Here is a 20,666-nt window from a genome sequence, read left to right as displayed (position 1 = left end):
CGCCGCGGGGGCGGGTCGAGGCGAGGGCCATGTCGGGCTACACGGTGAGTGAGGCGAAAATGCGCCGTGGGTTACCCGTCCTCTGGCGCGCTCGGGAGGGCACACACTACGATTGACGGGAGGATTATGGATTTCTTGTGCCCGGACAGGAACCCCCGCCTGCGGCGATGTGGCGAAGCATTGCCCAGTCACTGAGCGATTGTTCACCGACTGCGCCCGTTGCGCCACAGAAGGCTCCTCCGCCGCGGCGCAGAACTGCATGGAAAAACGGCAGACGCCGGTCGATGGAGGCCCGCCGCAGGGGGTGCGGCGAAATGCGGCCTGACAGATGTCGCTTTCCGCGCCCCGGGCCGGGGCAATCTGATCTGGATCATGTCGCGCCCGATTCCCGGGGTGGAAAACGGATGTCAGGGCCCGGGGATGGCCTGTTGACACGTGGAGGCAGGCAATGAGACTGACGACCCGCACCAATCTGGCGATGCGAACCCTGATGTTCTGCGCGATCAACGACGGCCGCGTGGTGCGCAAGGCCGAGGTCGCCGCCGCCTGCAACGCCTCCGAGAACCATCTGGCGCAGGTGATCCACGGGCTGGCGCAGAAGGGCTTCCTGCGCACCGTGCGCGGGCGCTGCGGCGGTCTGGCGCTCGGGCGCCCCGCCGAGAAGATCTGCGTCGGCGATGTGTTCCGCACCTTCGAGGGCAACCTGCCCTTCACCGAGTGCTTCTCGATCCGCGAGAACCATTGCCCGCTCAGCGCCTCCTGTCGGCTGAAATGCGCGCTGAGCGATGCGCTGGCGGCCTTCTATGGCTCGCTCGACAAGCTCTCGCTCCGCGACATGGTGTCGGAGAATGCCGAGCTGCAGGATCTCCTGCGCGTCGCCTGAGACTCAGCTGCCCCAGCTGCGCCGCAGCACCGCCAGCCAGTTGCGCCAGCACAGCTTCTCCAGCAGCGCGTCGTCATAGCCATGCTGGCGCAGCGCCTGCTGCAGCGCTGCAAGCCCGGTCACGTCGCCGATCCCCTCGGGCACCGTCGCCCCGTCGAAATCCGACCCGAAGCCGACATGATCCTCGCCCAGCCGCGAAATCAGGTGGTCGAGATGCCGCAGCACCGGCTCCCAGCCGATCTCGGGCGCCCGCTTGCCATCCTCGCGCAGGAAGACCGTCGCGAAGTTCAGCCCGACGATGCCCCCCGTCTCGCGGATTGCCGCCAGCTGCCGGTCGGTCAGGTTGCGGCTGGAGGGGGTGACGGCGTGGGCGTTGGAATGGCTCGCCACCAGCGGCGCATCGCTCAGCGAGGCCACGTCGTCGAAGCCCGCCTCGTTCAGATGCGAAAGGTCGATGACGATGCCCAGCGCGTTGCATTCCCGGACCAGCCGCCGGCCCGCCTCGGTCAGCCCCGGCCCGGTGTCGGGGCTCGATGGATAGCGGAACGGCACGCCATGGCCGAAGATCGTCGGGCGGCTCCACACCGGGCCGAGCGAGCGCAGCCCCATGGCGTGGAAGGCATGCAGCGCGAGCAGGTCAGGGTCGATGGCCTCGGCCCCCTCCAGATGCATCACCCCGGCGATCACGTTGCCCGCCCGCGCAGCTTCGATCTCGGCCATGGTGCGGCAGATGCGGAAGGCGCCGCGGCTGCTCTCCTGCATCCACATCATGTGGGCAGCCATCGCCAGCACCGCCGATTGCGCCTCGCCCTGCGGCACCGGGGCGGGCAAGGGCAGATCATAGGGCGGCGCATCCATCAACGCCTCGAAATTGCCCACGGTCGCGTCGCGCGGCGAGGGCACGTAGATCGCGAACAGGCCGCCGACGAAGCCGCCGATCCGCATCCGCGGCAGGTCGAGATGGCCACGCCCCTCGCCGCTCAGCCAGATCCTCTCGCGCCGGTGCGGAGCCAGATAGAGGCGCAACAGGATGTCGTTGTGACCGTCGAACACAGGGATCGGTCGGGCTTGGGACATGCAATGCTCCGGCGCTTCGCGGCGAGGGTGCCACGCGCCGCAAGGGAAGGCCAGAGCGCTCAGCCCTTGCAAGCCTGCTGCGACAAGCCGTCAAGGATCGGACAATCGGGCCGGGCATCGCCTGCACAGGCGCTGACCAGATCCGACAGGGTTGCCTGCATGGCGCGCAGTTCGGCAATCTTTGCCTCGATCTGCTCCAGATGCCGCAGCGCCACCTGCTTCACGTCGGCGCTCGCGCGGCTGCGGTCCTCGTAGAGCGCCAGCAGCGTGCGGCATTCCTCAATGGAAAAGCCGAGCGAGCGGGCGCGGGCGAGGAAGGCCAGCTTGTGCAGGTCGCTCTCGCGGAAGCTGCGATAGCCGTTCTGGCCGCGCAGGGGCCGGATCAGCCCGATCTCCTCATAATAGCGGATGGTCTTGGCGGGCAGCCCCGCGCGGCCGGCGACTTCCGAGATGTTCATGGCTGCTCCTTCACCGCCGCCACCCGACGCAGGCGCAGCGCATTCGACAAGACGAAGACGGAGGAGAAGGCCATCGCCCCCGCCGCCAGCATCGGTGACAGCTGCGGCCCGCCGAAGGGCACCAGCAGCCCCGCCGCCACCGGAATCAGCGCGGCGTTGTAGCCGAAGGCCCAGAGCAGGTTCTGGCGGATGTTGCGCATGGTGGCGCGGCTCAGCCGCACCGCATTGGCCACACCCAGCGGATCGCCCGAGATCAGCACCACATCCGCCGCCTCGATCGCCACATCGGTGCCGGTGCCGATGGCGATACCGACCTCCGCCGCCGCCAGCGCCGGGGCATCGTTGATCCCGTCACCGACGAAGGCGACGCGGCCCAGCCGCTCCACCTCGGCCACCTTGCCGCCGGGCAGGATGCCGGCGCGGATGCCGTCGATCCCAAGCTCGGCCCCGATGGCCCGCGCCACGCCCTCGGCGTCGCCTGTCACCATGGTGGCGCCGAGCCCCATCCGCCCCAGCGCCGCCACCGCGGCTTTCGCTGTCGGCCGCACCCGGTCGGCGATGCCGATCACACCCGTGAGCGCCCCGTCGATGCCGACGAAGACCGCCGTTCGCCCCTGCGCCTCGATCCGCGCCGCCTCCAGCGCGAGCCCCCGCGCCTCTCCGATCAAACGGGCGCTGCCCACCTGCACCCGACACCCCTCGACCTGCGCCTCGGCGCCCTGCCCCGGCGTGGCGGCAAAGCCCGCAGCCTCCGGCAGTTCCAGCCCGCGTGCTTCCGCCGCCCGCAGGATCGCGCCGGCCAGCGGATGCTCCGACCGCGCCTCCACCGCCGCGGCCATGCGCAACAGCTCCGCCTCGGTGACAGCCTCCGCCGTCACCAGATCGGTCACCTCCGGCTGGCCCAGCGTCAGCGTGCCGGTCTTGTCGAAGGCAACGCCCTCGACCTCGGCCAGCCGCTGCAGCGCATCGCCGCGACGGATCAGCACGCCGAGCTCCGCCGCGCGCCCGGTGCCCACCATGATCGAGACCGGCGTCGCCAGCCCCATGGCGCAGGGACAGGCGATGATGAGGACCGAGACACCCGCCACCAGCGCCTGCCCGATCCCCGGGCCGAAGATCAGCCAGCCGAACACGGTCAGCGCGGCGATGGCCATCACCACCGGCACGAAGCGCAGGGTGATGCGGTCGACCAGCGCCTGCACCGGCAGTTTCGCGCCCTGCGCCTCCTCGACCATGGCGATGATCCGGCTCAGCACCGTGTCGGCGCCAACCTTGGTCACCCGCATCACCAGCGCCCCGGTGCCGTTCACCGTGCCCCCGGTCAGCGCGTCGCCCTCGGCCTTGGCCACCGGCAGCGCCTCTCCGGTCAGCATCGCCTCGTCCACTGCGCTGCTGCCCGAGACCACGACGCCATCCAGCGCGATCCGCTCGCCCGGACGGATATGCAGCACCGCCCCCGGCATCAGCGTCTCGATCGGCACTTCGCTGACCTGCCCCCCGATCTCGGCCCGCGCCGTCTTCGGCTGCAGTTGCAGAAGCCCGGCGATTGCCGCCCCTGCCCGGCCCCGCGCCCGCGCCTCCAGCACGCGGCCCAGCAGGATCAGCACGACGATTACCGCCGCCGCCTCGAAATAGACGGCCCGCGACGCCTCGGGCAACAGACCCGGCGCGAAGGTCGCCACGGAGGAATAGCCCCAGGCCGCCAGCGTCCCGACCGCGACGAGGCTGTTCATGTCGGGGGCCCCCCGCCAGAGCGCGGGCAGGCCCTTGGTCAGGAAGCGCCGCCCCGGCCCGGCCAGCACCAGCGTGGTCAGCACGAATTGCAGGACCCATGAGGTCTGCAGGCCGATGGTTCCGGCGATCCAGTGGTGCAGCGCCGGCACCAGATGCCCGCCCATCTCGCCCAGGAACACCGGCAGCGCCAGCGCCGCGGCGATCCAGGTGTCGCGGGTCAGACGCGCCAGATCCTCGGCCCGGCGATCCGTCGTACCCGTCTCGGCCGAAGCGGCGAAGTCCGCCCGCGTCACCGCCGCCGCCAGCGCCTGCGCCGTCGCCGCGCCCTCCCAGAGCACCACCTGCGCTCGGCCCGTCGCCAGATTGGCGCTGGCCGAGATCACTCCCGGCTGCGCCTTTAGCACCCGCTCCACCCGCCCGGTGCAGGAGGCGCAGGTCATGCCTTCCACCGAAAGCGTCAGCGCCTGCTGCCGCGCCGGGTAGCCGGCCTTGGCCACAGCCTCCGTCAGGGTCTCAGGCGTGGCGGGCGCCGCGAAGCGGATCTCGGCGGCCTCGTCGGTCAGGCTGACACGGGCTGTGGTCACCCCGGGCACGGCGGCGAGCGCCCGCTCCACCCGCGCCACGCAGGAAGCGCAGCTCATGCCGTCGAGATGCAGACGCAGGCTGGAGGCTGGGGATACCGGCTGGGAAATGGTCATGGGACTCTCCTTCGCCACCCTACATGGGGTTTCCAGTCACTGGAAGGTCAAGCCCCGCGGCGAAATGTCCTTGCCCCTTGACCTTCCCGCCACTGGAAGCCCCATCTGAGGGGGAAAGCCACAGGAGCCGCCGATGACCACGCTTTCCATCCCCGACATGAGCTGCGGCCATTGCCGCGCCTCGATCGAGACCGGCCTCGCCGCAATTCCCGGCGCCGGGCCCGTCCGCTTCGACGCCGAGGCCCGCACCGCTCGCGTCGAGGGCGATGCCGCGCCCGAGACCCTGATCGCCGCGCTGGACGGCATCGGATTTCCGGCGACGGTGCTGCGCTGACCGGCGGATTGTTTCAGTTTCGTGCAGGTTTGCGCCATTTGCTGCCAAGGCGGTAAGCACGTTGCAGAAATGACGCGGCTGTTACCGCTATCCCGCTTGTGGCCTCTGAAGGCAGGGCCTAGATCGAGCGGACTGTGTCAAGATGTCCCAGCGACAGACACGAAGAGCCAGCACCGGAGCAGTCAAATGGCCACCACCTCGCAGACCCCGCAACCGCAGCAGGGCAGCACCCCGTCTTCCTCGCAGATGACGGGCCAGTCCAGCCCGCAGCAGCCGGGTCAGCAGAAGCCGATCTTCCGCGACTGGGCCTCGATCTGATCCCGATCTGATCCGGCCCTGAACGATCTTGCGCGACGATGGCCAGCGGTTACGCTGGCCTTTTGCATTCCGGGCCAGCGCATGACCGCAATCACCACCATCCCCAATCTTGGCCCCGCCACCGAGGCCGCCTTCGCCCGCGCCGGGATCACGACGGCCGAGGAAATCCGCGCGCTGGGGCCGGATGCCGCCTATCGCCGCCTGATGGAAAGCGGCACGCCGCCGCATTTCATCGGTTACTATGTTCTGGTGATGGGGCTGCAGGGTCGGCCCTGGAACGACTGCAAGGGCGCCGAAAAGGCGGCGTTGCGCAAGCGCTTCGACGCGCTGAAGGATGGAATGCCGAAGGGCCGCTCCGAGCTGGAAGCGGCCCTCGACAGGATCGGTGTGGTGGAGCGGCGGCGCTGAGGCGCGCCGCCCCGGCCGGATCAGCCGACCAGTTCGAGGCCGGAGAAGAAGAAGGCGATCTCTTCCGCGGCGGTTTCCGGCGCGTCCGACCCGTGGACCGAGTTCTCGCCGACCGAGAGGGCGAATTCCTTGCGGATGGTGCCCGCATCGGCGTTGGCCGGGTTGGTCGCGCCCATCACTTCGCGGTTCTTCAGGATCGCGCCTTCGCCTTCCAGCACCTGCACGACCACCGGCTCGGACGCCATGAACTCGGTCAGCTCGGCGAAGAAGCCGCGCTCGGAGTGGACGGCGTAGAACTTCTGCGCCTGGGCGAGCGACAGGTGGATGCGCTTCTGCGCGACGATGCGCAGGCCGGCATCCTCGAACTTGGCGTTGATCTTGCCGGTCAGGTTGCGGCGGGTGGCGTCGGGCTTGATGATCGAGAGCGTGCGTTCGATGGCCATGAGGCGTCTCCTCGGAGTGGTGAAAACTTGCCCGCGGCCTCTACCATGCGGGCTTCTGCGACAAAAGGGCCAATCCGCGCCGCCTGCCCTGCCGGGCTGCGGTTGACATGCGCCGGTGGGTCGGTCAATCACCCGCCATGCTGCGCATCTCAGACATCACCTATTCGGTCGAAGGCCGGCCCCTGCTCGTCGGGGCCTCCGCCACCATTCCCACCGGCCACAAGGTCGGCCTCGTCGGCCGCAACGGCTCCGGCAAGACCACGCTGTTCAAGCTGATCCGCCGTGAGCTGGTGCTGGAGGGCGGCGACATCAGCCTGCCCGCCCGCTCCCGCATCGGCGGCGTGGCGCAGGAGGTGCCGTCTTCGTCCACCTCGCTGCTCGACACCGTGCTGCAGGCCGACACCGAGCGCGCCGAGCTCTTGGCGGAGTCGGAAACCGCGCGCGACCCGCACCGCATCGCCGAGATCCAGAACCGGCTCGCCGATATCGACGCCTGGTCGGCGGAGGGCCGCGCCTCGGCCATCCTCAAGGGCCTCGGCTTCGACGCCGAGGCGCAGCTGCGCCCCTGTTCCGATTTCTCGGGCGGCTGGCGGATGCGCGTGGCGCTGGCCGGGGTGCTCTTCGCCCAGCCCGACCTGCTGCTGCTCGACGAACCGACCAACTACCTCGACCTCGAGGGCGCGCTCTGGCTGGAAAGCTATCTCGCAAAATATCCGCATACCGTCATCATCATCAGCCACGACCGCGGCCTTCTGAACCGCGCGGTGCAGGGCATCCTGCATCTGGACGCCAAGAAGCTGACCTACTGGAATGGCCCCTACGACCAGTTCGCCCGGCAGATGGCGGAAAAGCGCGCCGTGCTGCAGGCCGAGGCCAAGAAGCAGGACGCCCGCCGCGCCCATCTTCAAAGCTTCGTCGACCGCTTCAAGGCCAAGGCCTCGAAGGCGGTGCAGGCGCAGTCCCGCGTGAAGATGCTGGAGAAGATGACCCCGATCACGCCTCCCGAAGAGGCGAAGAAGCAGGTCTTCACCTTCCCCAAGCCGGAAGAGCTGTCGCCGCCGATCATCACCATGGAAGGTGTCTCGGTCGGCTACGACGGCCCGCCGGTGCTGAAGAAGCTGTCGCTGCGCATCGATCAGGACGACCGCATCGCGCTGCTCGGCCGCAACGGCGAGGGCAAGTCGACCCTGTCGAAGCTGCTCGCCGGCAAGCTGGAGCCGCGCGACGGCAAGATGGTCAGCTCCTCGAAGCTGCGCATCGGCTATTTCGCCCAGCATCAGGTCGACGAGCTGCACATCGACGAAACACCCTTGCAGCACATCATGCGGCTGCGCCCGGCCGAGGGCCAGCCCCGGCTGCGCGCGCGGCTGGCGGGCTTCGGGCTGATGGCGGATCAGGCGGAAACCGTGGTTGGACGGCTCTCGGGCGGGCAGAAGGCGCGGCTCTCGCTGCTTCTGGCCACCATCGACGCGCCGCATCTCCTGATCCTCGACGAACCGACCAACCACCTCGACATGGAAAGCCGCGAGGCGCTGGTCGAGGCGCTGACGGAATATTCCGGCGCCGTGGTGCTGGTCAGCCATGACATGCACCTTCTCGGCCTCGTGGCCGACCGGCTCTGGCTGGTGAAGGGCGGCGCTGTGGTGCCCTATACCGAGGATCTGGAGGAATACCGCCGCCAGCTTCTGGCCGGGGACGAGACGCCGAAGGAAAAGCCCGCCGTCGAGAAGCCCAAACGCGCCAGCCGCGACGACATCCTCGCGATGCGCGCCGAAGTGCGCAAATGCGAGGAACGGCTCGACAAACTGAACGTGATGCGCGACCGTCTGGCCAAGAAGCTGGCCGATCCCGAGCTCTACGAGCCGGGACGCGGGTCGGAGGCCGAGACCTGGCAGAAGAAATATGCCGAGGTCATGGAAGGGCTCGACCGGGCCGAGGCGATGTGGCTGAAAGCGCAGGAAAAGCTGGAGACAGCCAGCGCATAAGAGGGACGGATGGTCGAGAGCGCATTCCTGATCACCGCCTTCGCCACCATGTTCGTGGTGGTCGATCCGCCCGGGCTGATCCCGATGTTCATCGCCCTGACGCCGGGCATGACGCGCGAACAGCGCCGCGCCATCGGCCTGCGCGCCTGCGTGGTGGCCATCGGCATCCTCATGGCCTTCGGCCTGCTGGGCGAGGCTCTCCTGGGCTTCATCGGCATCTCGATGTCGGCCTTCCGCATCGCGGGCGGCATCCTTCTGTTTCTCACCGCGCTCGACATGCTGTTCGAGCGGCGCACCCAGCGGCGGCAGGGCCAGACCGCCGAGCATGATCACGACCCGTCGGTGTTCCCGCTAGCGATCCCGCTGATCGCCGGGCCCGGGGCCATCGCCTCGATGATCCTGCTGGTCGGGCAGGCCGATGATCTGGCGGGCGCCGTCGCCGTGCATCTGGTGATGATCGTCACCGTGGCCTCGGCCTTCCTTCTGTTCCTCGTCGCCGGCCCGATCGAGCGTTTCCTCGGCCGTACCGGCAACGTCGTCATCACCCGGCTTCTGGGCATGCTGCTCGCCGCCCTCGCCGTTCAGTTCGTCATTGACGGAATCGTGGGCACCGGCCTGCTGGACTGAGCCGCTCCCGCCCCCCATATTGCCCGGGGCAGAGCGGAGGGCAGGATGGACGGAGACATGATCGGGCGGCTGGGCTATCTCGGCCTGCTCATCGCGGTGCTCGGCGCGTGGGTCATCGTGGAGTATCGCGGGCGCCTCGGGGCGGCGATCCGCGCGGGCATGGCCTGGGCGCTGATCTTCGTCGCGGTGCTGGCGGGCTACGGGCTCTGGTCCGACATCCGCGGCGAGCTGATGCCGCAGCAGGCGGTGATGCAGAGCGGCCAGATCGAGATCCCCCGCGCCCGCGACGGGCATTTCTACATCACCCTCACCATCGACGGCACGCCTCTTCAGTTCATGGCCGATACCGGCGCCACCTCGGTGGTGCTGTCGCAGGCCGATGCCGAAAAGCTCGGCATCGACATCGACGGCCTTGCCTATGGCGGCGAGGCACGGACGGCCAATGGCATCGTGCGCACCTCGCGGGTGCGGCTCAGCGATGTGACGCTGGGGCCGATCACCGACAACCGGCTCGACGCCTGGGTGAACGAGGGGCCGATGGACGGCTCGCTCTTGGGGATGGACTATCTGCGCCGCTACCGGATCGAGATCGACGGCGACAAGATGATCCTGACCCGCTGAGCCGGGAACCCGCGCGGCGCAACCGGCGTCGCCTCCTATCACCGGTCTGCGGCGGTCCTTTGGGAGGAGGCATCGCATGAATCTTTTCGACCCCGGCGGGCACGGATCGCGCCTGCCCTTCGCGCTCTGCATCGCGGCTCTGGCGCTGTTGGCCGTGCTGGCGGCGGTGCTCGACCTGCAGCTGATCCTGCCGCACGGCTGAGGCTACTTCTCGGCCTTCTTTTCCCAGCGGCCCGACTCCTCGGACCAGTATTGCGCCGGCAACCCCGCCGCGACGACGGCCTTCCACTGGCCGCGCGCGTGGTTCAGCGCCGCCTCGTCCATCCCGTCGAACAGCACCCAGACCCGTTGCAGCGGTTCGGCCTCCACCGGATCGACCGGCGCGCCGTCGAGCAGCATCAGCACCGAGGCGCCATTGCGGATCGGCCCCTCTCCCAGCAGGATCGGCTGGTCGGAGTCATGCGGCCCGCCCTCCAGCCCGTGCGGCAGGAAGTGATCGTCCGGCCCGCGCCAGAGGGCGTCGTCCAGATCGCGCAGCCGAGCCGGATCGGCGCCGCGCACCATCGCCCGCCACCCGGCCTGCAGGGCGCGCGGCAGCAGTTGCGCCGCCGTCTCCTCCGGCGTGGACCGGGTGAGATGGTAGAACATCACGACGCCCATCTGCCCGTCCTAGGCCCGGCTCACTTCTCGAACATGTCGTGGATCAGCCGGTTCAGCGCCATCACGCCCCAGCCGGTCGCGCCCTTGGGCGCCAGCGTGCTGTCGGCCTTCAACAGCGCCGTTCCGGCGATGTCGAGGTGGATCCACGGCGTTTCCGGCTTCACGAAGCGCTGCAGGAACTGCGCCGCCGTGATCGAACCGCCGTCACGCCCGCAGGAGTTCACCATGTCGGCAATGCGCGACTTCAGCTTGGCGTCATAGCCATCGCCCATCGGCAGCCGCCAGGCCCCCTCGCCCTCCGCCGCCGCGGCCTTCAGGAAGGCGTTGCAGAGCGCGTCGTTGTTCGAGAACACCCCGGTGTTCTCGTGCCCCAGCGCCACGATCACAGCACCGGTGAGCGTGGCCAGATCGATCATGCCGGTCGGCTTGAACCGCTCCTGCGCATACCAGAGCACATCGGCCAGCACCAAGCGCCCCTCGGCGTCGGTGTTGATCACTTCGATCGTGTCGCCCTTCATCGAGCGCACCACGTCGCCCGGGCGCTGCGCCTTGCCGTCGGGCATGTTCTCGACGATGCCGACGAGGCCGACGACATTGGCCTTGCACTTGCGCATCGCCAGCGTCCGCATGACGCCCGCGACGACACCGGCGCCGCCCATGTCCATCGTCATCTCTTCCATGCCGGCAGAGGGCTTGATCGAGATGCCGCCGGTGTCGAACACCACGCCCTTGCCGACCAGCGCGAAGGGCGCCTCGCCCTTGGGCCCGCCGTTCCACTGCATCACCACCAGCTTCGAGGGATGCTCCGACCCCTGCCCGACGCCGAGCAGCGCGCGCATCCCGAGCTTCTCCATATCCTCTTCCTCGAGGATCTCGACCTCCAGCCCCAGCTCGTGCATCGCGGCGAGACGGGCGGCGAAATCGAAGGTGGAAAGCACGTTGGCAGGCTCGTTCACCAGATCGCGGGTGAAGAACACGCCCTCCGCCAGCGCCGCCATCGGCGCGGCCTCGGCGGCCACGGCTTCGGGCGACTGGGTCATCAGGGTCACCGGGCCGGGCAGCGGGTGCTCGCCCGACTTGTGCGGCGTGAACTCGTAGGCACGCATCGCGATGCCGAAGGACAGATCGGCGGTGCGCTGCAGCCCGTCGGCCAGCACCAGCGTCGCGACCTTGCTCAGGCTGCGCCCGATGGCCCCGCCCGCCTTGCGCGCGGCGGCGATGTCGGCGCGGCGGTCGAGCTTGATCAGCTGCACCGCATCCGCCTCGAGCCCGGCGGGAAAGCCCAGCTCCATCGCCTCGCCCGGCTTCAGCTTGCCGAAGGCCTCCGATCCCACCGCCCGCTCCAGCGCACCGCGGGTCAGCTTGTTGATCCGCTTGGCCCCGGCCCCCAACGCTCCGCCTTCCGCCGCAAGGACGACGATCCTTCCCTTGGCACTGGCAAGCTGGTCGAGATCGACGTCTTGGAACTGAAGCGGGACGGGATGGGTCATGGCATTTCTCCGGAACAGGACGGGCAGCGCCGTTTCGCCGGACGGTAGCCGCTGCCTTCCCGGTTGACCAGATATGAGTTTTCCCCGCCCCCGATTTCCGCTAGCGTCCGCCGAAAAGCAAAAGAGGGAGCAGGCCCGCGTGTCGAGATTCGACAGATACATGCTGTCGCAACTGGTTGCGCTGTTCGGCTTCTTTTCGCTGGTGCTCGTGCTGGTCTACTGGATCAACCGCGCCGTCGGGCTGTTTGACGATCTGATCTCCGATGGGCAGTCGGCGCTGGTCTTTCTCGAATTCTCGCTCCTCGCCCTGCCCAACGTGATCCGCCTCGTGCTGCCGATCTCGGCCTTCGCCGCTACCGTCTACACCGTCAACCGGCTGACGCAGGACTCCGAGCTGGTGGTGATGCAGGCCACCGGCTTTTCCGCCTTCCGGCTCGCGCGGCCGGTAGTTTATTTCGGGCTGATCGTGGCGCTGATGATGCTGGTGCTGATGAACGTGCTGGTGCCGCAGAGCCGTGCCACGCTCTCCGCCCGCAGCGCCGAGATCTCCGAGAACGTGACCGCGCAGTTCCTCAAGGACGGTCAGTTCATGCATCCCGCCGATGGGGTGACGCTCTACATCCGCGAGATCACCGACCTGGGCGAGCTGCGCGACATCTTCCTCGCCGATGACCGCGGCACCGCCGAGCGCACCACCTTCACCGCCCGCAGCGCGCTTCTGGCCCGCGGCGACAGCGGGCCGAAGCTGGTGATGTTCTCCGGCATGGCCCAGACGCTGACGCGGGCGAACCAGCACCTTGCGGTGACGCGCTTCGACGATTTCACCTATGACCTCGGCGCGGTGCTCAGCCCGTCCGGCCCCAAGCGTCGGGTGATGGAGGAACTCTCCACCCTCGAGCTCCTCTCCCCCACCGAGGCGCTCCTGACCGAGACCCGCTCCGACCGCGCCGCCTTCCTCTTCGAGGCGCACAGCCGGATCGGCCAGCCCTTCCTCGGCACGGCGGCGGCGTTGATCGGTTTTGCCGCGCTGCTTCTGGGCGCCTTCAGCCGCTTCGGGCTCTGGCGGCAGATCCTGTTCTCGGTGCTGCTGCTGATCCTGATGCAGATGATCAACATCGCCGCCTCCGGAGCCGGGGCGCGCAACGAGGCGCTCTGGCCGCTCGCTTATGTCGCGCCGCTGGCGGGCCTCCTGACCGGCGGCTTCCTTCTGTGGCTGTCGCAGCGGCCCCGCCGGATCCGGCGCTCCCTGCGCGCGACGGTGGCGCCATGACGCTCGCCCTCTACATCGCCCGCCGGTTCCTGCGGATGTTCATCGTCGTCTTCCTGATCTTCTTCGGGATCATGATGCTGATCGACATCCTCGACCAGATGCGCCGCTTCTCTGACGAGGCGATCACCTTGGGACAGGCGGCGCAGCTCTCGGCGATGAACGTGCCCGCCAGTCTCTACCGCATCCTGCCGCTGATCGTGATCCTCGCCTCGGTCTCGATGTTCCTCGGCCTCGCCCGCACCAGCGAGCTTGTCGTGGTCCGCGCGGCGGGCCAGTCGGGGCTGCGCTTCCTGATGATCCCGGTGCTGGTGGCGCTCGGCATCGGCGTCTTCGCCGTGACCGTGCTGAACCCGATCGTCGCCGGCACCTCCAAGCACTACGACACCGTCTTCAACCGCATGGCGCGCGGCAGCGGCAGCGTGCTGTCGATCAGCGACGAGGGCCTCTGGCTGCGGCAGGGCACCGGCGGCGGCCAGACGGTGATCCATGCCGCCCGCGCCAATCTCGACGGCACCCGGCTCTATGCCGTGACCTTCATGACCTACGATCAGGAAGGCCAACTGAGCCAGCGGGTCGAGGCGGAACAGGCGACGCTGGAGACCGGCTACTGGCAGCTTTCCGGTGCCAAGAGCTGGGATCTCGAGGCCGCCAACCCCGAGGCCGAGGCCACCGTCGACGGCGCGCTGCGGCTCGCCTCGGACCTGACGCGCGACGCGATCCACGACAGCTTCGGCACGCCCTCGGCGATCCCGATCTGGAAACTGCCCGCCTATATCGCCTCGCTGGAGCGTGCCGGCTTCTCCTCGCGCCAGCACCGCGTCTGGCTGCAGATGGAGTTGGCGCTGCCGCTGCTTCTCGCCGCCATGGTGCTGATCGCCGCCGGCTTCACCATGCGCCACGTCCGCTTCGGCAAGACCGGCACCATGGTGCTCTTCGCGCTGCTCGGCGGCTTCGGCATCTTCTTTCTGCGCAACTTCGCCCAGGTCATGGGCGAGAACGGCCAGATACCCATCGCACTCGCCGCGTGGAGCCCGCCGCTCGCCGCGGTTCTCGGCTCGCTCGGCCTGCTTCTGCATCTGGAGGATGGTTGATGCGCCCTCTGTTCCGCCTCGCCCTCTGGATCGCGCTGCTGGCGAGCCCCGCCGCCGCACAGGAAACCGCCAGCCTGATCGCCGACAGCGTCTCGATCGACGGCAATTCGGTTCTGGTGGCCCAGGGCAATGTCGAGGTGCTCTATCAGGGTCGCCGCCTGAATGCCGCGCGCATCGTCTACGACAAGTCGGGCGACAGCCTGACCATCGACGGGCCGATCGTGCTGAAGGACGGCAGCGGCAGCTTCATCCTCGCCGATCAGGCGGCGCTCTCCGCCGATCTCGAGAACGGGGTGCTGACCTCGGCGCGGCTGGTGCTGAACCAGCAGCTGCAGCTTGCTGCCGCCGAGCTCAGCCGCGTCGGCGGGCGCTACACCTCGCTCGGCAAGACCGTCGCCTCCTCCTGCCAGATCTGCGCCAGCAACCCAACCCCGCTCTGGGAGATCCGGGCACGGCGCGTGGTGCATGACCAGCTGGAGCGGCAAATCTACTTCGACAACGCCACCCTGCGCCTCGTCGGCGTGCCGGTGTTCTATATCCCGCGGCTGCGGATGCCCGATCCGACGCTTGACCGCAGCCCCGGCGTGCTGACCCCGCGCTTCCGCACCACCTCGGGCCTCGGGCCGGGGATCAAGCTGCCCTATTTCGTGCCGCTGGGCGACAGCCGCGACCTGACGCTGACCCCCTATGTCACCGCCAAGGGCGGCCGCTCGCTCGACCTGCGCTACCGTCAGGCCTTCAGCTTCGGCGCGATCGAGGTGAACGGCGCCTTTTCGCGCGACGAGATGCTGCAGGACGAGCGGCGGGGCTATCTGCTGGCGCAGGGCCTCTTCACCCTGCCGCGCGATTTCGAGCTGAGCTTCCAGATCGAGGAGGTCAGCGACTCCGCCTATTACTACGACTACGGCATGGAGGAGAAAGACCGTCTCGACAGCCGGGTGGAGATCACCCGCACCCGCCGCAACGAGTTCATCGGCGCGCGGGTCATCAAGTTCCGCTCGCTGCGCGACGACGAGGACAACGACACCCTGCCATCGGTGATCGGCGACCTCCTGTTCCACCGCCGCTTCAGCGGTGGCCCGCTCGGCGGTCAGGGCGGGCTCCGGATCGAGACGCACAGCCATTACCGCAGCTCGACCGATCCGGTCGACAGCGCGAAGGACGGCGACAGCATCGCCGACGGGCGCGACATGTCGCGGCTGTCGCTGATGCTCGACTGGCGGCGCAACTGGGTGCTGCCGGGCGGCGTCATCGGCTCGACGCTGGGCGAGGCCGGGGCGGATTTCTACCGTGTCGAGGATGACGCCACCTTCGGCGGCAAGACCACCCGCGCCCATGGCGCCGGCGCGGTCGAACTGCGCTGGCCCTGGACCCGCGCCGAAGCGAATGGCGCGAGCACGGTGATCGAGCCGGTCGCCCAGCTCGTCTGGTCGCGCGAACATGACGACAGCCTGCCCAACGAGGATTCGGCGCTGGTCGAATTCGACGAGGGCAATCTCTTCTCGCTCAACCGCTTCCCCGGCTCGGATGCGGTGGAGGAAGGTCGCAGGCTGAACATCGGCCTGTCCTGGACGCGCTACGACCCGGCCGGCTGGTCCTTCGGCGCAACCGTGGGCCGGGTGCTTCGGCAGGACGAGTTGAACCAGTTCGGCGTGGCCTCCGGCCTCAGCGGCTCCTCCTCGGACTGGCTGGCGGCAACGCAGGTCTCGCTGGCCAGCGGTTTCGTGATGACCAACCGCCTCCTGATCGACGACGACTTCGAGATCGGCAAGGCCGAGCTGCGCATGGATCTGAATCGCGACCGCTACGGCCTCTCCTCCAGCTACGTCCGCGTCCTCGCCGACGAGACCGAGAACCGCCCCGAACCGGTGGCCGAGCTGATGCTGGACGGGCGCTACCGCGTCACCGATTTCTGGACCGCCCGCGCCTCGGGCCGCTACGACTTCGAGGCCGAGCGCACCGCCCGCGCCGGGCTGGGGATGGAGTTCCGCAACGAATGCCTGAAGCTCGATCTTTCCCTCTCGCGTCGCTTCACATCCTCGACTAGTGTGAAGCCCGATACGGATTTCGGCCTTTCGGTCGATCTTCTCGGCTTTGGCAGCGGCGCGGAAGCGGGTCCGTCGCGCGTCTGTCGCAGGTGACGAGACCGCCCCGCCACGATCCTCGCGTCCGGCAACGACCGGCCGTGCGACCCAAGAGCAGAAACGGCTGACCGACAGATGAAGACCATGCCCCTCACGCGCCACGCCCTCCTGACGGCCGCAGGCCTGTCCTTGTGCCTTGTCGCCCAAGGCGCCGCGGCGCAGGAAAATCTCTTCGCGCCGCGCCTCATCGTGAACGACCGCGTCATCACCAACTTCGAGGTGCAGCAGCGCATCCAGTTCCTCAAGCTGCTGCGCGCCCCCGGCGACCCGGAGGAGCAGGCGCTCGACGCGCTGATCGATGACAAGCTGCGCCTTCAGGCCGCCGAGGCCGCCGATGTGAAGATCACCGAAGAGCAGCTGACCCAGGGCCTCACCGAATTTGCCAGCCGCGCCAATCTCTCGGCCGAGGAATTCACCGCGGCGATCGGCGAGGTCGGCGTGGCACCCGAAACCTTCCGCGACTTCGTCGAGGCCGGCGTGGTCTGGCGCGAGGTGGTGCGCAAGAAATACGGCGGCAGCGCCCGCCCGACGGGGGTCGAGATCGACCGCGCCCTCACCAACATGACCCGCACCGCCGCCGTGCGGGTGCTGCTGTCGGAAATCATCATCCCCGCCGAACCGGGCCGCGAGGCCGAGGCGCTGGAACTGGCGACCCGGCTCAGCGCCGATATCGACAGCGAGGGTGGGTTCGCTGCCGCCGCCCGCCAGTATTCCGCTTCGCCCTCCGGCCAGCGCGGCGGCGGCATCGACTGGCTGCCGCTCGCCAACCTGCCGCCCGCGCTCGCGCCGCTGGTGCTGGCGCTGCGGCCCGGCGAGGTCTCCGACCCGCTGCCCATCCCGAATGCCGTGGCGATCTTCCAGCTCCGCGCGCTGGAAGAGACCAACGAGCCCGCGCCGGATGGTGTCGAGGTCGACTATGCCCAGATCTCGCTGCCGAACGACGATCAGGCGCTGCAGACCGCTGCCCGACTGACCGCTGCCACCGACACCTGCGACGATCTCTACAGCGCCGCCAGGGGCACCCCGCCCGACCAGATCCGCCGCCAGACCCTGCCGATGGCGCAGGTGCCGCAGGACGTGGCGCTGGAGCTGGCGCGGCTCGATGCGGGCGAAACCTCGGCCTCGCTGGTCAGCGGCCCCGCCCGGCAGTTCCTCATGCTCTGCCAGCGCCGCGCCATCACGGAGACGCCGCCCGCCCGCAACGAGATCGGCCAGCAACTGCTGAACCAGAAGCTCGGCGGTCTGGCCGATGGCTATCTCGCGGATCTTCGCGCCAACGCCATCATCCGCCAGCCGTGAGCGCGCAGGGCCCGGTGGCACTGACCTGCGGCGAACCCGCAGGCGTCGGACCAGAGATCGCGGTGAAGGCCCGGCAGGCACTCGGTGCGCGGCTGCCGTTCTTCTGGATCGGCGACCCCGCGCATCTGCCCGAGGGCACCGATTTCCAGGTGATCGCCGCCCCCTTCGAGGCGCAGGAGGTGCCTGCGGGTGCGCTCCCCGTGCTCCTGCACCGCTTCCCCGATCCGGCCCGTCCCGGCCAGCCCTCGGCCGGCAATGCCGCCGAGGTGGTGGCGGTGATCGCCCGCGCCGTCTCGCTGGTGCAGTCCGGCGCGGCCTCGGCGATCTGCACCGCGCCGATTAACAAGAAGGCGCTGAAGGACGGCGCGGGCTTCGCCTTTCCCGGCCATACCGAATATCTCGCCTCGCTCGCCGGCTGCGAACGCGTGGTGATGATGCTCGCCTGCCCCGGCCTGCGCGTCGTGCCGGTGACGATCCACATTCCCATTGCGGACGTGCCCGCCGCCCTGACCCCCGACCTGCTGGAAGCCTCGTTGCGCATCACCCATGCCGCGCTGATCCGCGACTTCGGCGTGGCTGCACCGCGGATCTGGGTGACCGGGCTGAACCCGCATGCGGGGGAAGGCGGCGCGATGGGGGCCGAGGATCTGACGGTCATCGCCCCGGTGCTGGAGCGGTTGAAGGCCGAGGGCATGGACCTCAGCGGCCCGCAGCCCGCCGACACCATGTTCCATGCCGCCGCCCGCGCCCGCTACGACTGCGCGGTGGCGATGTATCACGATCAGGCGCTGATCCCGATCAAGACCATCGACTTCGCCGGAGGCGTGAACGTGACGCTGGGCCTGCCCTTCATCCGCACCTCGCCCGACCACGGCACCGCCTTCGACATCGCCGGAAAAGGGCTGGCCGATCCGACCAGCCTGATCGCGGCGCTGGAGATGGCCGCGGAGATGGCCGCGGCGCGAAACTGACGCCGCCTATTTGCGGACAGGCCGGGGGTTTTGCCCCCCCGGACCCCCGCAGGATATTTTTGCCGAGATGAAAGAGGAACGTGCCATGGCTGCCATCGACGGTCTGCCGCCGCTGCGCGAGGTGATCAAGACGCATGATCTGGTGGCGAAGAAGCAGCTGGGGCAGAACTTCCTGCTCGACCTGAACCTGACCGCCAAGATCGCCCGGGCGGCGGGCGATCTGACCGGCTCAGATGTGCTCGAGGTCGGTCCCGGCCCCGGCGGCCTGACCCGCGGGCTGCTGGCCGAGGGCGCCCGCCGGGTGCTCGCGGTGGAGAAGGACCCGCGCTGCCTGCCCGCGCTGGCCGAGATCGCCGCCGCCTATCCGGGGCGGCTCGAGGTGGTGAATGAGGATGCGCTGAAGCTGGATGCGGCGGCGCTGCTGACCCCGCCGATCCGCATCGTCGCCAACCTGCCCTACAATGTCGGCACCGAGCTGCTGATCCGCTGGCTGACCCCCGCCGTCTGGCCGCCGTTCTGGGAGAGCCTGACCCTGATGTTCCAGAAGGAGGTCGCCGAGCGCATCGTGGCGAAACCCCGAACCGAGCACTACGGCCGGCTTGCGCTGCTGGCGCAATGGCGCTGCGACGCCCGCATCGTTCTGGTGCTGCCGCCCGAGGCCTTCACCCCGGCGCCCAAGGTGCATTCGGCGGTGGTGCATCTGACCCGGCTGCCCGAACCGCGCTATCCGGCGGATGAGGCGGTGCTGGGGCGGATCACCGCCATGGCCTTCAACCAACGCCGCAAGATGCTGCGCTCAAGCCTGAAGGGGATGGGGCCGGATATCGAGGAGAAGCTGCGCGCGGCCGGGATCGAGCCGACGGCGCGGGCCGAGGAGATCTCGCTGGAGAAGTTCTGCGCACTCGCCCGCGAAGTGGCGCGCTGAGACCCCGATATGAAAACGGGGCCGATCACGGCCCCGCCTCCTGCATCATCCTGCGCCGATCACTCGGCGGCTTCGCGCGGGTCGCCCTCGGGCGTGTTGCCTTCGCCCCCCTCGCTGCTCGCCTTGGGCTTGCGCGGGCCACGCGGGCGGCGCGGACGTTCGGGCTTCTCGGCAGGGGCCTCGCCGGAGTCGGCGGGCGCCGGCTGCGCGGGCGCTTCGGCCTGCGGGGCCTCGACGGCTGCGGGCTCCTGAGCCTGGGGCTGGGCCGCCTCGGCACTGCGGCGGCGCTGCGGGGCGCGGCTACGGGTGCGGGTTTCCGGCGTTTCCACCAGACCCGTGTCATCGGCGGCATCCGACAGGTCGATCACCTCGGGGTCGGGGCTGCGCTGCGGCTCCTCGGCGCGGACCTCGGGCTGCTCGTCGCGCACCCGCTCGTCCCGACGCTCCTCGCGCGGGCGCTCGTCCCGGGGGCGGTCGTCGCGCGGACGGTCATCGCGAGGCCGCTCATTGCGCGGCTGGTCGCCCCGCGGCTGGTCGCCCCGCGACCGCTCGTTGCGCGGCTGGTCACCGCGCGGGCGGTCGTCCCGCGGCTGCTCGTTGCGCGGACGGTCCTCGCGCGACTGCTCGCCCCTCGGGCGATCCTCGCGCGGCTGGTCGTTGCGGGGACGGTCGTCACGGGGGCGCTCGTCGCGCGGCTGGTCGCCCTGCCGATCGTCGCGCATCTGCGGCTGGCCGCCCTGCTGCTGATAGCCCCCCTCGGGACGGCGGCTGTCCTGCTCGGCAAGCTCGCGCTGCGCCTCGCCCAGCATCCGGGTGTAATGCTCGGCATGCTGAAGGAAATTCTCGGCGGCCACCCGGTCGTTGGACAGCTGGGCGTCACGGGCGAGGAAGAGATATTTCTCGATGATCTGGGTCGGCGTGCCGCGCACCTTGCCCTCGGGGCCGGAGCTGTCGAAGACGCGGTTGACCACATTGCCGAGGGTGCGCGGGCGGTTCGACTTCGAACGCGAGCGGGACTTGGAGGATCTCATCTTGTCCTTGTATCCAGATGAACTGGCCTTGCCCGACCGCCCGCAGCTTTCTCGTGCTGCTCCCGATCCGGTGACTTCGGCTCGAGGCGTGTCGTGCATTTTTGGCTTGGCCGCGCGGAGAACGGTCTGGCCATCCCCTCGTCGCGTAGGTCTGAGTAATCACGCCGAACATTGCCTGACAAGAGAAAAGTGCCAAGGA

At 69.1% G+C, this 20,666-nt stretch carries 21 protein-coding genes; 14 read left to right on the top strand and 7 right to left on the bottom strand.

Annotated elements, in window-relative coordinates; all coding sequences use genetic code 11:
• Nucleotides 1-448 precede the first annotated feature (448 nt).
• Nucleotides 449-883 (top strand): RrF2 family transcriptional regulator, encoded by a 435-nt coding sequence (locus tag AC3A5Z_RS09455; RefSeq protein ID WP_487519104.1) that lies wholly within the window; start codon nt 449-451, stop codon nt 881-883.
• Between the two features lie 3 nt (nt 884-886).
• Here the strand turns inward: AC3A5Z_RS09455 and AC3A5Z_RS09450 are convergent, their stop codons facing one another.
• From AC3A5Z_RS09450 to AC3A5Z_RS09440, 3 genes are read right to left on the bottom strand one after another with little or no spacing between them, the layout of a single operon-like run.
• Nucleotides 887-1,960, bottom strand: coding sequence for a dipeptidase (locus tag AC3A5Z_RS09450; RefSeq protein ID WP_487519103.1), 1,074 nt, complete (start codon nt 1,958-1,960; stop codon nt 887-889).
• A gap of 59 nt (nt 1,961-2,019) precedes the next feature.
• A complete protein-coding gene (cueR, locus tag AC3A5Z_RS09445; RefSeq protein ID WP_107665360.1) occupies nt 2,020-2,418 on the bottom strand; it encodes a Cu(I)-responsive transcriptional regulator in 399 nt (132 codons plus the stop codon).
• Nucleotides 2,415-4,850, bottom strand: coding sequence for a heavy metal translocating P-type ATPase (locus AC3A5Z_RS09440; protein WP_487519102.1), 2,436 nt, complete (start codon nt 4,848-4,850; stop codon nt 2,415-2,417). Before AC3A5Z_RS09440 ends, cueR begins: the two co-directional genes overlap by 4 nt.
• Before the next feature lie 133 nt (nt 4,851-4,983).
• Here AC3A5Z_RS09440 and AC3A5Z_RS09435 point away from each other — a divergent pair, with 133 nt between their 5' ends.
• The 3 genes from AC3A5Z_RS09435 to AC3A5Z_RS09425 all read left to right on the top strand — a co-directional run bounded on the left by AC3A5Z_RS09435 (nt 4,984) and on the right by AC3A5Z_RS09425 (nt 5,910).
• Nucleotides 4,984-5,184 (top strand): heavy-metal-associated domain-containing protein, encoded by a 201-nt coding sequence (locus AC3A5Z_RS09435; protein ID WP_487519101.1) that lies wholly within the window; start codon nt 4,984-4,986, stop codon nt 5,182-5,184.
• Nucleotides 5,185-5,370: 186 nt separating this feature from the next.
• On the top strand, nt 5,371-5,502 hold the full coding sequence (locus AC3A5Z_RS09430; protein WP_258186475.1) for a hypothetical protein: 132 nt from the start codon (nt 5,371-5,373) through the stop codon (nt 5,500-5,502).
• Nucleotides 5,503-5,583: 81 nt separating this feature from the next.
• Nucleotides 5,584-5,910, top strand: a complete 327-nt coding sequence (locus tag AC3A5Z_RS09425) for a TfoX/Sxy family protein (RefSeq protein ID WP_487519100.1) — start codon at nt 5,584-5,586, stop codon at nt 5,908-5,910.
• A gap of 20 nt (nt 5,911-5,930) precedes the next feature.
• Here AC3A5Z_RS09425 and ndk read toward each other — a convergent pair whose 3' ends face one another.
• Nucleotides 5,931-6,353 carry a nucleoside-diphosphate kinase gene (ndk, locus tag AC3A5Z_RS09420; protein WP_107662089.1) on the bottom strand — a complete coding sequence of 141 codons (423 nt, stop codon included), beginning with the start codon at nt 6,351-6,353 and terminating at the stop codon, nt 5,931-5,933.
• A gap of 137 nt (nt 6,354-6,490) precedes the next feature.
• Between ndk and AC3A5Z_RS09415 the strand changes: the two genes are divergently transcribed.
• The 4 genes from AC3A5Z_RS09415 (at nt 6,491) to AC3A5Z_RS09400 (ending at nt 9,788) form a co-directional block, all read left to right on the top strand.
• Nucleotides 6,491-8,338, top strand: coding sequence for an ABC-F family ATP-binding cassette domain-containing protein (locus AC3A5Z_RS09415; protein WP_107662088.1), 1,848 nt, complete (start codon nt 6,491-6,493; stop codon nt 8,336-8,338).
• Nucleotides 8,339-8,347: 9 nt separating this feature from the next.
• The gene (locus tag AC3A5Z_RS09410) at nt 8,348-8,965 is read left to right on the top strand and encodes a MarC family protein (RefSeq protein WP_107662087.1); all 618 of its coding nucleotides are present in this window, start codon (nt 8,348-8,350) and stop codon (nt 8,963-8,965) included.
• A gap of 45 nt (nt 8,966-9,010) precedes the next feature.
• Nucleotides 9,011-9,586, top strand: coding sequence for a retropepsin-like aspartic protease family protein (locus AC3A5Z_RS09405; protein ID WP_111467363.1), 576 nt, complete (start codon nt 9,011-9,013; stop codon nt 9,584-9,586).
• A 76-nt stretch (nt 9,587-9,662) separates the two neighbouring features.
• The gene (locus AC3A5Z_RS09400; RefSeq protein WP_258186474.1) at nt 9,663-9,788 is read left to right on the top strand and encodes a hypothetical protein; all 126 of its coding nucleotides are present in this window, start codon (nt 9,663-9,665) and stop codon (nt 9,786-9,788) included.
• Between the two features lie 2 nt (nt 9,789-9,790).
• Here the strand turns inward: AC3A5Z_RS09400 and AC3A5Z_RS09395 are convergent, their stop codons facing one another.
• Nucleotides 9,791-10,246: a DNA polymerase III subunit chi gene (locus tag AC3A5Z_RS09395; RefSeq protein WP_487519099.1), complete on the bottom strand. Its 456-nt coding sequence runs from the start codon at nt 10,244-10,246 to the stop codon at nt 9,791-9,793.
• 20 nt (nt 10,247-10,266) lie between these two features.
• Nucleotides 10,267-11,736 carry a leucyl aminopeptidase gene (locus AC3A5Z_RS09390; protein WP_487519098.1) on the bottom strand — a complete coding sequence of 490 codons (1,470 nt, stop codon included), beginning with the start codon at nt 11,734-11,736 and terminating at the stop codon, nt 10,267-10,269.
• Between the two features lie 139 nt (nt 11,737-11,875).
• Between AC3A5Z_RS09390 and lptF the strand changes: the two genes are divergently transcribed.
• The 6 genes from lptF to rsmA all read left to right on the top strand — a co-directional run bounded on the left by lptF (nt 11,876) and on the right by rsmA (nt 19,436).
• Nucleotides 11,876-13,006: an LPS export ABC transporter permease LptF gene (gene lptF / locus AC3A5Z_RS09385; RefSeq protein ID WP_487519097.1), complete on the top strand. Its 1,131-nt coding sequence runs from the start codon at nt 11,876-11,878 to the stop codon at nt 13,004-13,006.
• Nucleotides 13,003-14,097 (top strand): LPS export ABC transporter permease LptG, encoded by a 1,095-nt coding sequence (lptG, locus tag AC3A5Z_RS09380; RefSeq protein ID WP_487519096.1) that lies wholly within the window; start codon nt 13,003-13,005, stop codon nt 14,095-14,097. The genes lptF and lptG overlap by 4 nt, the downstream gene beginning before the upstream one ends.
• Entirely contained in the window at nt 14,097-16,238 is a 2,142-nt protein-coding gene (locus AC3A5Z_RS09375; protein WP_487519095.1) for an LPS-assembly protein LptD, read from the top strand. Before lptG ends, AC3A5Z_RS09375 begins: the two co-directional genes overlap by 1 nt.
• A gap of 87 nt (nt 16,239-16,325) precedes the next feature.
• Nucleotides 16,326-17,540, top strand: a complete 1,215-nt coding sequence (locus tag AC3A5Z_RS09370; protein WP_487519094.1) for a peptidylprolyl isomerase — start codon at nt 16,326-16,328, stop codon at nt 17,538-17,540.
• Nucleotides 17,541-17,554: 14 nt separating this feature from the next.
• Nucleotides 17,555-18,511 carry a 4-hydroxythreonine-4-phosphate dehydrogenase PdxA gene (gene pdxA, locus AC3A5Z_RS09365; protein ID WP_487519093.1) on the top strand — a complete coding sequence of 319 codons (957 nt, stop codon included), beginning with the start codon at nt 17,555-17,557 and terminating at the stop codon, nt 18,509-18,511.
• 85 nt (nt 18,512-18,596) lie between these two features.
• Entirely contained in the window at nt 18,597-19,436 is an 840-nt protein-coding gene (rsmA, locus tag AC3A5Z_RS09360; protein ID WP_487519092.1) for a 16S rRNA (adenine(1518)-N(6)/adenine(1519)-N(6))-dimethyltransferase RsmA, read from the top strand.
• 59 nt (nt 19,437-19,495) lie between these two features.
• On the opposite strand, the gene AC3A5Z_RS09355 is transcribed toward rsmA, so the two are convergent.
• Entirely contained in the window at nt 19,496-20,467 is a 972-nt protein-coding gene (locus AC3A5Z_RS09355) for a DUF4167 domain-containing protein (RefSeq protein WP_487519091.1), read from the bottom strand.
• Between the last annotated feature and the right edge of the window lie 199 nt (nt 20,468-20,666).

The organism is Cereibacter sp. Soil_C_27, from assembly GCF_057657095.1.
The sequence above is the reverse complement of the archived record's forward strand: the minus strand, read 5'-3'. Positions and strand labels throughout refer to the sequence as shown.

What these genes read in the sequence shown, in the direction of transcription:
- rsmA (WP_487519092.1), top strand. Translation starts at nt 18,597, where the DNA reads ATGGCTGCCATCGACGGTCTGCCGCCGCTGCGCGAGGTGATCAAGACG.
- cueR (WP_107665360.1), bottom strand. Translation starts at nt 2,418, where the DNA reads ATGAACATCTCGGAAGTCGCCGGCCGCGCGGGGCTGCCCGCCAAGACC.
- AC3A5Z_RS09415 (WP_107662088.1), top strand. Translation starts at nt 6,491, where the DNA reads ATGCTGCGCATCTCAGACATCACCTATTCGGTCGAAGGCCGGCCCCTG.
- AC3A5Z_RS09405 (WP_111467363.1), top strand. Translation starts at nt 9,011, where the DNA reads ATGGACGGAGACATGATCGGGCGGCTGGGCTATCTCGGCCTGCTCATC.
- AC3A5Z_RS09375 (WP_487519095.1), top strand. Translation starts at nt 14,097, where the DNA reads ATGCGCCCTCTGTTCCGCCTCGCCCTCTGGATCGCGCTGCTGGCGAGC.
- lptG (WP_487519096.1), top strand. Translation starts at nt 13,003, where the DNA reads ATGACGCTCGCCCTCTACATCGCCCGCCGGTTCCTGCGGATGTTCATC.
- AC3A5Z_RS09370 (WP_487519094.1), top strand. Translation starts at nt 16,326, where the DNA reads ATGCCCCTCACGCGCCACGCCCTCCTGACGGCCGCAGGCCTGTCCTTG.
- ndk (WP_107662089.1), bottom strand. Translation starts at nt 6,353, where the DNA reads ATGGCCATCGAACGCACGCTCTCGATCATCAAGCCCGACGCCACCCGC.
- AC3A5Z_RS09410 (WP_107662087.1), top strand. Translation starts at nt 8,348, where the DNA reads ATGGTCGAGAGCGCATTCCTGATCACCGCCTTCGCCACCATGTTCGTG.
- AC3A5Z_RS09355 (WP_487519091.1), bottom strand. Translation starts at nt 20,467, where the DNA reads ATGAGATCCTCCAAGTCCCGCTCGCGTTCGAAGTCGAACCGCCCGCGC.
- AC3A5Z_RS09395 (WP_487519099.1), bottom strand. Translation starts at nt 10,246, where the DNA reads ATGGGCGTCGTGATGTTCTACCATCTCACCCGGTCCACGCCGGAGGAG.
- AC3A5Z_RS09430 (WP_258186475.1), top strand. Translation starts at nt 5,371, where the DNA reads ATGGCCACCACCTCGCAGACCCCGCAACCGCAGCAGGGCAGCACCCCG.
- AC3A5Z_RS09390 (WP_487519098.1), bottom strand. Translation starts at nt 11,736, where the DNA reads ATGACCCATCCCGTCCCGCTTCAGTTCCAAGACGTCGATCTCGACCAG.
- AC3A5Z_RS09440 (WP_487519102.1), bottom strand. Translation starts at nt 4,850, where the DNA reads ATGACCATTTCCCAGCCGGTATCCCCAGCCTCCAGCCTGCGTCTGCAT.
- AC3A5Z_RS09450 (WP_487519103.1), bottom strand. Translation starts at nt 1,960, where the DNA reads ATGTCCCAAGCCCGACCGATCCCTGTGTTCGACGGTCACAACGACATC.
- AC3A5Z_RS09400 (WP_258186474.1), top strand. Translation starts at nt 9,663, where the DNA reads ATGAATCTTTTCGACCCCGGCGGGCACGGATCGCGCCTGCCCTTCGCG.
- AC3A5Z_RS09455 (WP_487519104.1), top strand. Translation starts at nt 449, where the DNA reads ATGAGACTGACGACCCGCACCAATCTGGCGATGCGAACCCTGATGTTC.
- AC3A5Z_RS09425 (WP_487519100.1), top strand. Translation starts at nt 5,584, where the DNA reads ATGACCGCAATCACCACCATCCCCAATCTTGGCCCCGCCACCGAGGCC.
- AC3A5Z_RS09435 (WP_487519101.1), top strand. Translation starts at nt 4,984, where the DNA reads ATGACCACGCTTTCCATCCCCGACATGAGCTGCGGCCATTGCCGCGCC.